The sequence below is a fragment of the Halalkalicoccus paucihalophilus genome, assembly GCF_001593955.1.
GTDB lineage: Archaea > Halobacteriota > Halobacteria > Halobacteriales > Halalkalicoccaceae > Halalkalicoccus > Halalkalicoccus paucihalophilus.
On sequence record NZ_LTAZ01000007.1, the window covers coordinates 16,326 to 29,832 of the forward strand.

The 13,507-nt window shown below is 65.1% G+C and carries 13 protein-coding genes and 1 pseudogene; 5 read left to right on the forward strand and 9 right to left on the reverse strand.

Going from position 1 to position 13,507, the window contains the following annotated elements:
* Positions 1 to 2: 2 nt before the first annotated feature.
* A complete protein-coding gene (locus HAPAU_RS12885) occupies positions 3 to 1,721 on the forward strand; it encodes a GMC family oxidoreductase N-terminal domain-containing protein (protein WP_066383390.1) in 1,719 nt (572 codons plus the stop codon).
* Between the two features lie 15 nt (positions 1,722 to 1,736).
* Complete coding sequence (locus HAPAU_RS12890; protein WP_066383393.1) at positions 1,737 to 3,164, forward strand: tetratricopeptide repeat protein; 1,428 nt, start codon at positions 1,737 to 1,739, stop codon at positions 3,162 to 3,164.
* A 3-nt stretch (positions 3,165 to 3,167) separates the two neighbouring features.
* Here the strand turns inward: HAPAU_RS12890 and HAPAU_RS12895 are convergent, their stop codons facing one another.
* Complete coding sequence (locus HAPAU_RS12895) at positions 3,168 to 3,827, reverse strand: helix-turn-helix domain-containing protein (protein ID WP_066383396.1); 660 nt, start codon at positions 3,825 to 3,827, stop codon at positions 3,168 to 3,170.
* Positions 3,828 to 4,075: 248 nt separating this feature from the next.
* Positions 4,076 to 4,648, reverse strand: a pseudogene (locus HAPAU_RS21725) (GDP-mannose 4,6-dehydratase); the annotation flags it as partial.
* Positions 4,649 to 4,652: 4 nt separating this feature from the next.
* Here HAPAU_RS21725 and HAPAU_RS12905 point away from each other — a divergent pair.
* Positions 4,653 to 4,976, forward strand: a complete 324-nt coding sequence (locus tag HAPAU_RS12905; protein ID WP_066383398.1) for a glycosyltransferase — start codon at positions 4,653 to 4,655, stop codon at positions 4,974 to 4,976.
* Positions 4,977 to 5,007: 31 nt separating this feature from the next.
* Here the strand turns inward: HAPAU_RS12905 and HAPAU_RS21730 are convergent, their stop codons facing one another.
* Positions 5,008 to 5,178, reverse strand: coding sequence for a hypothetical protein (locus HAPAU_RS21730; protein WP_169802657.1), 171 nt, complete (start codon positions 5,176 to 5,178; stop codon positions 5,008 to 5,010).
* Positions 5,179 to 5,332: 154 nt separating this feature from the next.
* Here HAPAU_RS21730 and HAPAU_RS12910 point away from each other — a divergent pair, with 154 nt between their 5' ends.
* Positions 5,333 to 5,719, forward strand: coding sequence for a thiol-disulfide oxidoreductase DCC family protein (locus HAPAU_RS12910; RefSeq protein WP_066383400.1), 387 nt, complete (start codon positions 5,333 to 5,335; stop codon positions 5,717 to 5,719).
* A gap of 12 nt (positions 5,720 to 5,731) precedes the next feature.
* Here the strand turns inward: HAPAU_RS12910 and HAPAU_RS12915 are convergent, their stop codons facing one another.
* A complete protein-coding gene (locus HAPAU_RS12915) occupies positions 5,732 to 7,201 on the reverse strand; it encodes a lipase maturation factor family protein (protein WP_066383404.1) in 1,470 nt (489 codons plus the stop codon).
* Positions 7,202 to 7,342: 141 nt separating this feature from the next.
* On the opposite strand from HAPAU_RS12915, the gene HAPAU_RS12920 reads away from it, so the two are divergent.
* Positions 7,343 to 8,707, forward strand: a complete 1,365-nt coding sequence (locus tag HAPAU_RS12920; RefSeq protein ID WP_066383408.1) for an E3 binding domain-containing protein — start codon at positions 7,343 to 7,345, stop codon at positions 8,705 to 8,707.
* A 12-nt stretch (positions 8,708 to 8,719) separates the two neighbouring features.
* On the opposite strand, the gene HAPAU_RS12925 is transcribed toward HAPAU_RS12920, so the two are convergent.
* From HAPAU_RS12925 to HAPAU_RS12945, 5 genes are all read right to left on the reverse strand, one after another.
* Positions 8,720 to 9,229, reverse strand: coding sequence for a VOC family protein (locus tag HAPAU_RS12925; protein ID WP_066383410.1), 510 nt, complete (start codon positions 9,227 to 9,229; stop codon positions 8,720 to 8,722).
* 70 nt (positions 9,230 to 9,299) lie between these two features.
* Positions 9,300 to 10,286: an NAD(+)/NADH kinase gene (locus HAPAU_RS12930; RefSeq protein ID WP_066383411.1), complete on the reverse strand. Its 987-nt coding sequence runs from the start codon at positions 10,284 to 10,286 to the stop codon at positions 9,300 to 9,302.
* A gap of 3 nt (positions 10,287 to 10,289) precedes the next feature.
* The gene (locus tag HAPAU_RS12935; RefSeq protein ID WP_084383725.1) at positions 10,290 to 11,291 is read right to left on the reverse strand and encodes an alpha-ketoacid dehydrogenase subunit beta; all 1,002 of its coding nucleotides are present in this window, start codon (positions 11,289 to 11,291) and stop codon (positions 10,290 to 10,292) included.
* Positions 11,291 to 12,337, reverse strand: coding sequence for a thiamine pyrophosphate-dependent dehydrogenase E1 component subunit alpha (locus tag HAPAU_RS12940; RefSeq protein ID WP_066383414.1), 1,047 nt, complete (start codon positions 12,335 to 12,337; stop codon positions 11,291 to 11,293). Before HAPAU_RS12940 ends, HAPAU_RS12935 begins: the two co-directional genes overlap by 1 nt.
* A gap of 106 nt (positions 12,338 to 12,443) precedes the next feature.
* Positions 12,444 to 13,406: an alpha/beta hydrolase gene (locus HAPAU_RS12945; RefSeq protein ID WP_066383415.1), complete on the reverse strand. Its 963-nt coding sequence runs from the start codon at positions 13,404 to 13,406 to the stop codon at positions 12,444 to 12,446.
* Between the last annotated feature and the right edge of the window lie 101 nt (positions 13,407 to 13,507).

Here is a 13,507-nt window from a genome sequence, read left to right on the forward strand (position 1 = left end):
TCATGTCCGACCACGATGTCGTCGTCATCGGTGCGGGCGGGGACGGCCCCGCTCTCGCGTGGCGACTCGGACGGCACGGCCTCAACGTACTGGTGATCGAAGCGGGACCCTGGCACGGCAACGACCAGTGGCCAACCCCCCACGAAAAGCCCGGCGCGACGCAGAGCGACGACCCGGCGGACCTCGACGGCTCGCTAATGGACGAACAGCTCCACCGGCGAGAACAATCGATGAACGATCCCGTCTCGGGGAAGCTCCGCGTGGGGCCGGCCGACCGCGATCGGGCCCCGTGGTTCCGCAACCAGCCCCAGAACATGTTCATCTGGCAGGTCGCCGGGGTCGGCGGGACGACGCTACATTACTTCGGCAACCACCCGCGCTCGTATCCCCATGCGTTTGAAGAGCAGGACCACTGGGAGATCGACTACGACGATCTCGTCCCCTACTACCAGCTCATGGAAGAAGAGCTCCCGGTGTTGCCGGCGCCAACAACCGAGAAAGAAGACCTCTACTACTACGGCGCCGAGCAGGCTGGCTATGACCTGCTCGATCAGAAGAACGTCACCGAAGAGGGGTATCGCCCCCAGCCCAACGCGATCGCCCATCCCGACGAGCGACTGGCGGGCAACTACGACGGGAACTTCAGCTATCCCGATATCGAGGGCTCGACGCTGTCGGGCCACCACTTCCAGGGCGGATCGCTCCCGCTCGACGCGCCGGTCCGGGAGAAGGCCCGCAAGTCGAGCAACGTCGGGTGGGTGCCCCGTGCGCTCGATACGGGTAACGTCACTATCCGGCCGAACACCTACGTAACGAACGTCAACACCGAAAGCGGGCTACTTGGGACTGATAAACCCACTGCGACTGGCGTGGACATTCGGGATACATGGTCCGGCAAGACCGATACGATCACCGGCGACGTGATTGTGATGGCTGGTGGCTGTATCGAGACGCCCCGCCTCTGGTTGAACTCCGGATTGCCCCAGAACGACTGGGTCGGCAAGGGACTGACCACCCACTGGTTCGACTGGGTCGTCGGCACTTTCGACGAAGAAGATATCCAAGACGCGATCGGCTCGGACACCGTTCGACCGTACGTCGGGCAGAACTCGGCGGCACGGTTCGACAGTCCGGGGCTAGGTGGGCTCGAACTCATCGGGACGAGTCCGGGCTTGACGGCCTTTGCTAACTACTCGTTCAGCCAGGCCGGCTACAACTTCGATACCGTCGTCGATGACGACGCCCCGTGGGACTCCCGAGGACGGATCGTTGACGAGGAGCTCAAGGAGCGAATGGCCGACTATGAACGGACGCTGTCAATCCTCGTCATCACCGACGACCTCCCGCGCCAGAACAACGGTGTCGAGGCCGATCCGGTGTTCGCCGACGAACACGGCCCGGTGCCACAGGTCGAGTGGGAGCCCCATCCCGACGACGACGCCAAACGCGACGAACTCGCCGGGATCGCCGGCGAGATCCTCAGTAGTGCCGGGGCGAACCACGTCCATCGGTCGGACTGGCCGCCGCTACTCTTGCACATGCAGAGCTCGATGGCCCAGGGGAAGGTCGTCGATGATAACTGCGAGGCCTACGACGTCGATCGACTGTTCATCGGAGACCACAGCGCCATGGCCAACGGCGGGGGCAGCCCCAACCCGACCCACACCGGGCAGGCACTGGCCCTTCGCACCGCCGACCGGATCGAGGAGCTGTACTTCTGAGTCGTCGCCCACCTCATGGACCACGCTTTCGACCCCACTGATCGCGCGTTCGATGCCCTCCAGAGCGACGACGCTGAGACGGCCATCGAGCGTCTCTCTCGGTCACTCGAATCGACGCCCGAGGACGGTCGGGCCCTATGCCTTCGCAGTCGGGCGTATCTGGCGACCGGCCAGTCCGAACGCGCCCTCGCGGACGCCGACCGGGCAATCGACCTCGAGCCCGGGAACGCTGAGGCCCACATCGAGCGGGGGAACGCGCTCGTCGAGCAGAGTGAGTACGGAAACGCCATCGGGGCGTACGACCGAGCGATCGAGCTCGATCCTGAAAACGCTCGCGCCTACCACAACCGCGCGAGCGCGTACGTCGTGTTCGGCGACGCAAACCGTGTGATGAGCGACTACGACCGCGCGATCGAGCTCGATCCCGAGGACGCGACCGCTCGCTACAAACGGGGGAGTGCACTGGCGCTGGCCGGCCGCCATGAAGCAGCGATCGAGTCGTTCGGCCGAGCGATCGATCTCGATCCCGATCGCTCACAGGCGTACAACGCACGCGGAATCTCCACAAACGAGGTGAGCGGCCCCGCTACAGCACTCGACGATTATCGCCGAGCGATCCAGTGCAATCGTGAGAACGCGGACGCCTACTACAACCGGGCGATCGCCCATGCACAATTGGGCAACGTCGCGGAGTCGGATGCGGATCTCGACCGTGCGATCGCACTCGAAGACGGGTACGAAAACGCGTATCTCAAGCGAGGGAACGCCTACGCCGAGCAGGGGAGCTACGCGCTGGCGATCCGCGATTTCGAACGCGCGAGCGAACGGAGTCCGAACGATCCGGTTCCTCGGTTCAACGCCGGAAACGCACATCGTGCACGTGGCGATACCGACGCGGCGATCGACGCGTATCACCGCACGCTTGCGAACGCAGCTCGGCTTCCCGATCACGGGTGTCGGGTCCACGGAGCGCTCGCTGACCTGTATTGCGACCGGAACCGTCAGGAGGAGTATGAACGCCACCAGTTCCGCTACGCCGTGCTCTCGGTGCTGCAGGACGACCGGTGGACCGGAATAACGGCGGCCGCACGCCTCCTTGAGACGACGGAGTCGATGACCCCCCGACGACGGAACGCAGCGGCGCTCACCGTGGCCGGGAATCGACTCGGCGACCGGGCCGGGGGATACGCACCGCCGGCAGTCCACCGGTGCGAGGCGACGGCAACCCAGCTACTCGACTCGTGTGATACGCTCTCCGAGGAGAACCGCATTCTGTACGAGATCGCCATGAACGACGGGCCCAACGGTGAACGGACAGGGGGTCGACGGGAAAGGGGTGCCTTCGACCGGGAGAAGGCGATCGATCACGACGACTGGGAGGCGCTCTATGGACTCGCCGTCGACGCGCTCCGCTCAGAGATGCGTGTGTATCGGCGGAAGTAAAACTCAGGGAGTCAACATCGAGAACACCCGTGCTTCGGCCTTTCGGAGGTGTTCGTTGACGGTACTCGCCGCACAGCCGAGTCGCGTCGAGATCTCCTCGTGGTTCGTGCGTCGTGGGACCTCGTAGTAGCCCATCTCGATGGCCGCTTCGATCACCTCGAGCTGGCGTGTCGTCAGCTGTGACCGGAGATACTGGCTGTCGGAGGAGTACTGCCCGACCTGTCGGATCGAAACGCCGACCGACTCGGGCATTTCCTCGATCGCCTGACCCAAGAGATCGTGAGAGCCGATGAGCGTGGTCTGCAGACCACCGTGAGCCGTAAAGACGATCGGCGTGTCGACCATCAGCGCGTACCTCTGAAAGAGCATCATAAGCGAGCCCGCCGGTTCACCGGGTTGAAGGTGGACGTGGACGTGGAACGTTCCCTCGGCTTCGTCTTCGTGGAACACGTCGTGGCTGATGAGTGCCTCGTGGTCGGTCAGCGCCGTGGAAACCGCGTGGCGGTCGCCACGGAGGCTGTACACCATCGTTCCGGTCCCGTCGCTGAACGCGTTGACGTACAACAGTGCCTCGCGTTCGACGCTCGGATCCTTCGCCAACATCCGATCGACGGGGTGAATGCCGCCTTCATCCGGCGTGAGAACGAGGGTGAAATACTTCATCGGTCACCTCGATATACCGGCCGATAGGGGTGGGTATCGATTTCTTGCCACGGTTGTGAAGAGCGATTTGTGCCCCTGTTTGCTTTCCCGAACACGTAGGTAACTGTTTGGTGTTAGGTATCCCTTCACAAAAATATATGCTCCGAATTTCGAACCCGTCGAAGGCAGATCACGAGGGCAAGCGGGACTGCGTTACTCACTCGAACGATCCGAGGACAGGATTCAGGTGAGTTGAGGTCCGACACAGCCTACGAGTTGCGAACCAGCGGATCGTACCACTCCTTATTGGCCCGATACCAGTGGATGAACTCGGAAACCCCCTCACGGATGTCGGTCGTCGGTTCGTACCCCAACAGCTCGTTCGCCTTCGAGATGTCGGCGTGGGTGTGCTCGGCATCGGCGTCGTTTCGCTCGCCGTAGACGAGGTCGAGGTCGGGTGCGAGCTGATTGCGCACCACTTCGGCGAGCGTCTCGATGTCGATGGTGTCCGTACTCCCGACGTTCATGATCTCGCCGTCGGCGACATCAGTATCGAGGAGTCGCTCGTTCGCCCAGAGGACGTCGTCGACGTAGGTGAAATCCCGGGTTTGAGAGCCATCGCCGTAGATCACCGGCGGTTCGTCATGGAGACATCGGGAGACGAAATTCGAGATCGCCATGTTCGGGCGCATCCGGGGGCCGTAGACGGTGAGATACCGCAGTGAAACCGTCGGCAGGCCGTACACTTCGTTGTAGACGCGCGCGTACTGCTCGGCCGCGAGCTTCGAGACGCCGTAGGGGCTGACCGGCGTCGTGGGGTGGTCCTCGTCGGAGGGAAGGTAGTATATGAGCGCTGCCGACGGGTTCGTCCTATCCTCGCATTGGGAGGGATTCGGAATCGTCGTCGCCGAGGCGATGGCGTGTGAACTGCCGGTCGTCTCGACGGCCTGTGGCGGCCCCGAGGAGATCGTCGCCGACGGGGAGACGGGATACCTGAGCGAGGTGAGAGATCCCGATCAACTGGCCGCGAACATGGACACGGTACTGGAGATGGAAGACGGAACGCGTGAGCGAATGGGAACGCGGGGTCGAGAGCGAATCGTTGAGGCGTTCGGGATCGATCGGATCGTCGAACAGTGGCGGGCGATCTATTCGGAGGCAGGCGAATAGCGGGCCCGTCGGATCGGGACGGATGGGTCGGTCAGAGCTCGATCTCGCGGCCGATACCGTAGGTTAATCCCCCGAGTCCAAAGAGAACGAGGACCGCTCCGAGCAGCCACACACCCGAGTACGCGGCTGAAAACGCACCGATCCAGAGGCCACAGAGCAGAACGACGCCACCGCCGACGATGGACTGGACGAACTGCTCCATACACCCTCTTGTGAACGACGGCAGTAAATATCCGGGGTCGCCGGTCCAAGAAATCGGTCCAAAGCCAACGCCATCAGGGCCGAAACCCCGCCCATCACATTCGTCAGCGGACACGGAGAGCAAACGTTAGTGGCGTCGAGCCACTACTAGAGGTATGACCGCAACGCTCGTCTACGACGACGACTGTGGCTTCTGTACGTGGTGGGCCGACTACCTCGCCGATCACTCCGACATTCGGGTGGTCGGGTTCGCCGACCTCACGCCCGAACTGTGCGAGAAAATCCCCGACGAATACGAGAACTGCTCGCACTTCGTCACCGACGACGGGGTCTACTCGTGTGGCGCATCGATCGAGGAGGCGTTCACGCGGACCGAGATCGGACGGCCGGTCCGACCACTCACGAAGTTCCTCCGAAACTTCGAGGACTACGAGCGCCTCCGGGAGCGTTCGTACCGACGGATCGCGGACAACCGGAGCTTCTGGGGACGCCTCCTCTCGAAGACGCCGCCGGCGAGACGGAACTCGGACGACGAGCGCTGAGGGGACGACTGGTCACAGCCTCCGCCGGCCTCGTCTCGATCCGTCACCCCGAAGATCCTTCAGCGACGTCGGCCGCACGTACGTGCCGACGGGTTCACGCTCCCACCACCGGCCCGTCTCCTCGCGTTCGACCGGGGTCGTGTATCGGTAGTGATACCGGGTCGCGCGGACGTACTCGGGCGGGTCGTCGAAGGGGACCGTAGCGAGCAGATCGAGGGTCGCCTCATCACCTTCAAGGAGCTTGGCCAACAGGCGCGGGAACCACGGGCTCCGGTAGGGAGAGGGCGCCATCGCAGCGAACCAGAGTTGCCAGTCGAGTCGAAGGTGGTAAGGAGCGACCTGTGGCGGCCGTCGTGTGGGGTCGGTCGGTTTTCCCTTGAACTCGTAGGCGCGCCACTCGGTCCCGTCGGTGGGTTCTTCGTCGGCAGTCCCTTCGATAACGATCTCGTAACGCTCCCTCGTGATCGAGCCGAACGCGCCGTAGGTGTTGACCAGATGCAACGGGTCGAAGGCGGTGTTCATCACCTGCGACTCCGAGAGCATGTTGACTGCTGGCCGGATGCTCAACGCGAGGACGAGGACGGTCACGAGAACCGCAAGCACCTCGAGATACAGCGGCGTCGCGACCGTGGCTGGCGCCGAAACCGGGAGAATCGCCATGAGAGTGCCGTCGCTGAACGTGGCGATCGCCAGAACGATCGTCAGCGCGTTTAGCCACGCGAAGTTGCCGGTCACCATCAGCCAGCCCTGAAACCCGATCGTCGCCACGCCTGCGAGCGCCGAGAGGGGTTGAGGTGCGAAATACAGGAAGGGGACCGCGAGTTCGACCACGTGATTCCCGAGCGTCTCGAGGCGGTGAAAGCGCTTCGAACGGTGGTGGGCGAACCAGCTCACGGGGTTGGGAATCGGCTGGGTCTCGTAGTGGTACTCCATCGCGCTCAGATCGCGCCAACAGTCGTCGCCGCGGAGTTTGATCAGCCCCGCACCGAACATGTTCCGAAAGAGCACCCACTGGAGCAGAACGAGAACCACGAACGGCGGGGCGACGCTCCCGGCACCGAGGAAGACCGCGAGAAAGCCGGTCTCAAGCAGCATGGACTCCCAACCGTAGCCGTAGAAGGTCTGGCCCGCGTTCACGAACGAGAGGTACAGGAGCCACAGCATCGCCCAGAGGGCCATCGAGGCGGGCGTCGCGTAGGGGTCGGGTAACCAGTAGGGGCCAGCCACGAGTGCGATCAGCGAGAGGCCCACCCCAGCCCACGCCGCAAGCCCGATCGCACGGTCGCTCGGAACGAGATGGAAGAGGCTCGGTCGCTCGCTAACGGAGGTGTGCTCGACGTACCGGCTGATCGGCAACAACCCGTCCTCGCCGGCGAGCGGGCGGAACTGGTTGGCCGCGACGAGAAAGGCGATCAAATAGAGCAGCGCGAGGGCCCGCTGGAAGAGGAGACGAACAAGCCAGTAGTCCGCACCGTCCCACATGTGAAAGGAGTACGGCGGCGGACTGCCAAAGGAATGACGGAGCGGGAGGGTGGACGACCCGTTCGAGCGGCGTTCGCGTCGGTCCCTCGAAACGGATCGAGGAGAGAGGGTTTTTCACTGAGGTCTACGTTGCCTACCAGCATGGGATACGTTGTCAAGATGCCGAAGTTGGGGCTCGAAATGGAACAGGGGACCCTCTTGGAGTGGTATAGCGAAGAAGGCGACCCCGTCGAGGAGGGCGAAGTGCTCGCCGAGATCGAATCCGAGAAGAGCATCGGCGAGATCGAGGCCCGCGAGGGCGGCGTCCTTCGACTCGTCGACATCGACGAGGGCGAGACGGTCCCACCGGGAACGCCCATCGGGATCGTCGCGGACGCCGACGAGGACATAACGGGGTTCGAAGCGGAGTTCGACCAAGCGGCGGCGGATCCTGAGGAGTCGACCGAACCCGTGGACGAACCGGCGGAATCGGCCGAACCGACCGCGGAGGCGGAGACGGCGGCGAGCGCTTCGAGTGCCGAGAGCGCGTCGGCGCAGGTGAAAGCCTCACCACGGGCCGAACGCCGGGCCGAGGAGCTCGACGTCACCCTCAGTACCGTCGACGGAACCGGACCACAGGGCGCGATCACCGAAGAGGACGTCGAGGCCGTCGCGGCGTCCGGCGAAACGGAGGCCGAGACGACGCCAGCACCGGCCGCAGAGCGGGTCAAGGCCTCACCACGGTCGAAACGGCGGGCCGAAGAACTCGGGGTCGATCTCGCCGGTATCGACGGATCGGGACCGGGGGGTGCGATCACCGAGGACGACGTCGAGGCCGCGGCCGAGGAGACGCCGACGGACGCCGTCGAATCTGCGGTCTCTGACGCCGGGCGGGCGGGCGTCGGTCCGGGGCGATATCGCACCGCAACGCTCGTGGTCGACGGGGGGGCGGCCGATACGCTGATCGAGACGACCGAACTGGCGGCGGAGGCGTTCGACATCGAGGTCTCACCGCTCGACACCCTGCTCGTGGCGACCTCGTCGGCGCTCGAGAACCATCCCACGTTCAACGCGACGTTCGAGGACGACACCCACCACCTCCATCGACAACAGGACGTCGCGCTCGCGGCCGAGGCCGATGGCGAACTGCTCACGCCCGTCGTCGAGGGCGTCGAGGGGCGGTCGTTCGCCGACCTCGTCGAGACGCGCCACGTGAAGACCGACGAAGCGGTTGCGAGCGGTGTCTCGGGCACGCGCGCGACGTTCGCGCTCGCGCTCGAAGGGGAGTTCGACGGCGACGGCGAGTCGCTGCTCGCACCGCCGACGGTCGCGGGGCTTCTCGCAGACGCCTCACGACGACGAGCCACACCCGCCGAAAACGGCGTCTCCCTCGATCGGTGCCTCTCGCTGTCGCTGGCTTACGATACCCGTGTCCTCGGCGACGGGGACGCAGAGGAATTCCTCGAAACGCTGCTCGAACGGATCGGAGATCTACCCGAACTCGTGCTGGCAACCTACGGGAAGTAGTCCGGGTTCTGCCTACTCGGGATACGTCCTGTCGGGATCGGGCATCGCCTCGAGGTTCGTCGCCGTCTCGAAGATGACGCCGTTGAGCCGATCCCGCGTGTCGAAGTACCAGTATCGGACCCCAGCGAAGTTCCCGCTCTGAAGCACCCCCATCCCCGTCTCCTCGAACCGCTCGACGACCGCCTCCGTGTCCTCGAACGCGAAACACGCGACGTGGTGGAGCCCCTCGCCGTGTTCTTCCAAGTGGTCGGTGTAGATGTTCTCGCCTTCCAGCGGCTCGATCAATTCGATCATCGTCCCCGCGACCTCGCCAAGGGCAAGTACCATAGAGTAGTCGTGCGGTTCGCCGCGATAGGTCGTCTCCGAGAGACGGGGCGGCTCGAATCGATAGACCTCCCACGGGCCGATACCGAGGATCGAACCGAACCGCTCCATCCCGTCCTCGATGTCCCTGACGACGAACGCGACCTGCGTGATCTGCGGGATCTCGATCCCCACGTCCGGTATATCAGTATTGACCATGATATACAGAAGAGGGACGGTAATCGATTTATACGTTCGTACTGGTCCGGCGAACAGTCAGACGGGAAGATTAGCCGTTCTCGAAGACGCCGGTACCGGCGGCGTCGAAGACCGCCTCGATCGAGACGAGTCGCGGGCCTCGGTCGGCCGCGCGGAACTCGACGGTTTCCCCCACTACTTCGAGTTCGCGCTCGCCGTCGGCCCCGACGACGCCCTCCTCGACGTCGACGGTCATCGACTCCCCGTCGGTCAAGCGATACCCCTCCTCGATACCGATCTCTGCTACCACGCCGGGGGCGACGATCGCCCTGACCGTCCGTGGAGCCGTATCGGGATCAACGAGCCGGAGACCGATCACCCCCGGTTCGTCGGGCGCGAGCGAATCGGTCGCCCCCGCGACGCTGCTGAGGCCGATGTCCGCGGGATTCGCCCGGGAGACGACCCCGCCCGTGAGATCCTCGGGATCAAGCATCGCCCGCGTCCCCACGAACGATCGGTTCGAGAGTTCGACCGACGCCAGCCCGGTGACGGTCTCGTCCGATTTCGTGCGTGCCTCGACCATGTCGTGGCGATACGTGACCGCCGCCGCCTCGACTGCACCCGTCGCGACGAGCGCGGCGGCCGCCCCGGCGACCGTCCCGTCGACGGCGGTGGGTACGACGTTGTTCGTCCCCGTTGAAACGGGGAGAAGGGGAACGTCGCCGCACTCGAGGGCGGTATCGCGGCTCGTCCCGTCGCCACCGAGGACGACGATCGCGTCGGCCTCCTCGCTGAATCGGGCGGCCGCCCGACGGGTGTCGGCAGCGGTTCCATCAGGGGAGCAGTCGAGTAGGTCCGTTTCGACCCCGGAGATCTCCTCGGCGGCACTCGCGGCGATCCCCGCCGTGTCGGGCATCAGGAGTGCCGTCGGCGGATCGGGAACGACCTCCAGCCCTTCGAGGACGCATTCGGCGACGCGTCGCTTCGCGTAGTTGTCGACGACGCTCGCACCGCCGGTCAGCCGCCGGATGTCGCGCCCGGCGGCCGGATTGACGATCAGCCCGATATGAGCGCCCACCGCTCAGACGATCCGTTCGATGGCGTCTCTGACCTCCGCACCGTCGGGAAGGACCTCCCGTTCGAGCGACGGGCTGAAGGGCATGTGCGTATCGGGGACGCCCACCCGCTGGATCGGCGCGTCGAGGCTGTAGAAGGCGTTCTCGACGGCGCGAGCCACCACTTCCGCATGGGTGCCGTAGGAAAGGGGGCTCTCGTCGGCGACCACGAGCCGGCCGGTCTTCTCGAGGCTCTCGACGATGGTGTCGGTGTCGAGCGGGTACAGCGACCGCAGGTCGATCACCTCGACGTCGGTGTCGCCCTCCAGTTCGTCTGCGACTGACAGCGACTCGCCGACGAGCCGCTGGGTCGCGATCACGGTTACATCCGAGCCCTCGCGCTCGACGTGAGCCTCGCCCAGCGGGATCGTGAAGTCCTCGTCGACCGGCACCTCGCCCGACTGCTCGTAGATCATCTTGTTCTCGAAGAAGAAGACGGGGTCGTCCGACCGGATCGCCGATTTGAGCAAGCCTTTGGCTGCCGCGGGCGTGCCGGGGGCGACGGCCATCAGCCCCGGGAAGTGGGCGATCCAGGAGTGGACGGTCCCCGAGTGTTGGCTCGCCGCGCCCATCCCCCCGCCCTCAGTGGTCCGAACGGTGACGGGCATCTCGGTCTTCCCGCCGAACATATAGCGCATCTTCGCCATCTGGTTCATGACCTGTTCCATCGCCACCCCGAGGAAGTCCGAGAACATGATCTCGACGACCGGCCGCGAGCCGGTCGCGGCCGCGCCGGTCGCCGCGCCCATGAACCCCGACTCGCCGATGGGCGTGTCCCGAACGCGGTCCTTACCGAACTGCTCGTGGAGGTCGCCGGTCACGTCGAGGACGCCGCCCATCGTCGCGATGTCCTCGCCCATGAGGAAGACGTCCTCGTCGCGGGCCATCTCCTCGCGCAGCGTCTCGCGGATCGCCTCCCGCACCGTCATCGTCTCGGTCGCCTCGGCTTCGAGTCCCGCGCTCGCCATCAGCGCTCACCCCCGTCGGGGTCGCCCCCGTCCGCACGCACCCGCCGGGCGAACTCCGTGATCTCGGGTACCTCGGCGGCGAACATGTCGTCGTAGGCCTCCTCGGGGGCGGGCTCCTCTGCGCTCTGGGCGTACTCGAGGGCCTCCTCGATGGTCGTCTCGACCTCCGACTGGAGGGCCTCGTACTCCTCGTTGGTGAGTTCGCCCCGGTCGATCAGGCGCTGTGCGAACGTCTCGATGGGGTCGCGGGCCTCCCAGCGCTCGACCTCGTCGTCCTCCCGGTACAGCTCCTCGTCGCCCTCGAAGTGGCCGTGGAACCGATAGGTCTCGGCCTCGATGAACGTCGGGCCGTCTCCGGCGCGGGCCCGTTCGCGGGCCTCCGTCACCGCCTCGTTGACCGCGGTGATGTCCATCCCGTCGACGGTGATCCCCGGGACGTTGTACGCGCCCGCGGTGGCGCTCAGGTTCTCGACGTTGTGCTGTTCCTCGACCGGCGTCCCCTCGCCGTAGTGGTTGTTTTCGACGAGGAAAATTACAGGTAAGTCCCACGTCGCCGCGAGGTTCGCCGCCGAGTGGACCTGCCCCTGCGCGACCGCCCCGTCGCCCAGAAACGACAGCGCAACCCGGTCCTCGCCCTTCCGGTCGATCGTCAGCGCCGCGCCCGTCCCCAGCGGTGGGCCCGCGCCGACGATACCGTTGGCACCGAGCATCCCGGCGTCGACGTCCGCGATGTGCATCGAGCCCCCCTTCCCGTTGCAGTAGCCCTCGCGCTTGCCGTAGAGTTCGGCCATCATGGGTTTTGGGTCGAGCCCCTTCGCGATGCAGTGGCCATGGCCGCGATGGGTGCTCGTGATGTAGTCGTCGTCTTCTAGCGCACTACACGCACCCACTCCCACCGCCTCCTCGCCGATGTAGAGGTGGACGAACCCCGGTATTTCGCCGTCGGCGAAGCGCTCACCCGCCGTCGTGTCGAACTGTCGGATGGTGAGCATCCGCCGAAGGGCCTCTTTGCGTCCCGTTTCGGTCTCCAGATCGATGGTTGGCATCGCCAATGGAAACGTAACGATCGATATTAACTGTTGGGTGCTACCGATGCACAATATCGAGTGGTGGTAGCACCGTCGTCCGGTCATGGCACCCGCGAAGACCGACTCAGTCGTCGAACCCGTCGCGCAGGTCGCCCGCGAGGGCGTCGATGGCCTCGCGGGCACGGTCCCACTCGGGGTCGGCGAGCATCGTGAGAAAGCCGTGGATCATATCGGGATACTCGAGGCGATTCACGGGAACACCGGCGTCCTCGAGGCGGTCGGCGTACGCCCGCCCCTCGTCGCGGAGCGGATCGAACCCACAGGTCAACACGGTCGCCGGAGGGAGGTCGGCGAGGTCGGGCGTCCGAAGCGGCGAGGCGTATGGGTGGTCGCCGTCGAGGTCCGTTTCGAGATACGTCGTCCAGAATCGTTCCATATCCCCCCGCGTCATGAAGTAGCCGCTGGCGTTCTCCGTGTACGAATCGGTGTCGAAGGCGTGGTTCGTCGCGGGGTAGACGAGCAGTTGGCGGGCGATCTCGGGGCCACCACGATCGCGCGCGAGAAGGGAAACCCCCGCTACGAGCGTTCCCCCGGCGCTGTCGCCGCCGACGGCGATCCGGCCGGGGTCGATGCGAACGTCGCCGTTGAGATCGGGATCGCTGGCGAGCCAATCGAGAGCGGCATAACAGTCCTCGAGTGGAGCGGGAAAGGGGAACTCCGGCGCGCGGCGGTAGTCGACGGAGACGACGGGACGACCGGCGGCGTTCGCGAGCGCGCGCGAGGCGAGGTCGTGCGTCTCGAGATCCCCAAGGGCCCAGCCGCCGCCGTGAAAGAAGGCGAGTACCGGTTGGGGCTCCTCGTCGATGGTATCGTGGGGATCGTAGAGACGGATCGGGATCGGCCCGTTCGGGCCCTCGATCTCCGTCTCGTCGACCCGTTCGACCGGTTCAGGGGTCCCCGCCGGAACGGTCAGATCGAGATACGTCTCGCGAGCCTGTGCTATCGACTGTCGATAGAGGGGTGGGACGCCGCTCGCCGAGAGGTCGTGCAGTAGGTCTTCGGCCTGTGGATGGAGTTCCGTCGCCATTGCTCTGGTACCGGTACTTCCGTTCGGTTTGCTATCTATTAACAGTGTGTGGCTGTCGTCGCCGTCGGCCGAACGGGCGGATCGCTACCGAGGATGCAAGG

Bases quoted from the DNA above. Each gene is read 5' to 3' on its own strand.
- HAPAU_RS12885 (WP_066383390.1), top strand. From the start codon at position 3: ATGTCCGACCACGATGTCGTCGTCATCGGTGCGGGCGGGGACGGCCCC.
- HAPAU_RS12890 (WP_066383393.1), top strand. From the start codon at position 1,737: ATGGACCACGCTTTCGACCCCACTGATCGCGCGTTCGATGCCCTCCAG.
- HAPAU_RS12895 (WP_066383396.1), bottom strand. From the start codon at position 3,827: ATGAAGTATTTCACCCTCGTTCTCACGCCGGATGAAGGCGGCATTCAC.
- HAPAU_RS12905 (WP_066383398.1), top strand. From the start codon at position 4,653: ATGAGCGCTGCCGACGGGTTCGTCCTATCCTCGCATTGGGAGGGATTC.
- HAPAU_RS21730 (WP_169802657.1), bottom strand. From the start codon at position 5,178: ATGGAGCAGTTCGTCCAGTCCATCGTCGGCGGTGGCGTCGTTCTGCTC.
- HAPAU_RS12910 (WP_066383400.1), top strand. From the start codon at position 5,333: ATGACCGCAACGCTCGTCTACGACGACGACTGTGGCTTCTGTACGTGG.
- HAPAU_RS12915 (WP_066383404.1), bottom strand. From the start codon at position 7,201: ATGTGGGACGGTGCGGACTACTGGCTTGTTCGTCTCCTCTTCCAGCGG.
- HAPAU_RS12920 (WP_066383408.1), top strand. From the start codon at position 7,343: ATGGGATACGTTGTCAAGATGCCGAAGTTGGGGCTCGAAATGGAACAG.
- HAPAU_RS12925 (WP_066383410.1), bottom strand. From the start codon at position 9,229: ATGGTCAATACTGATATACCGGACGTGGGGATCGAGATCCCGCAGATC.
- HAPAU_RS12935 (WP_084383725.1), bottom strand. From the start codon at position 11,291: ATGGCGAGCGCGGGACTCGAAGCCGAGGCGACCGAGACGATGACGGTG.
- HAPAU_RS12940 (WP_066383414.1), bottom strand. From the start codon at position 12,337: ATGCCAACCATCGATCTGGAGACCGAAACGGGACGCAAAGAGGCCCTT.
- HAPAU_RS12945 (WP_066383415.1), bottom strand. From the start codon at position 13,406: ATGGCGACGGAACTCCATCCACAGGCCGAAGACCTACTGCACGACCTC.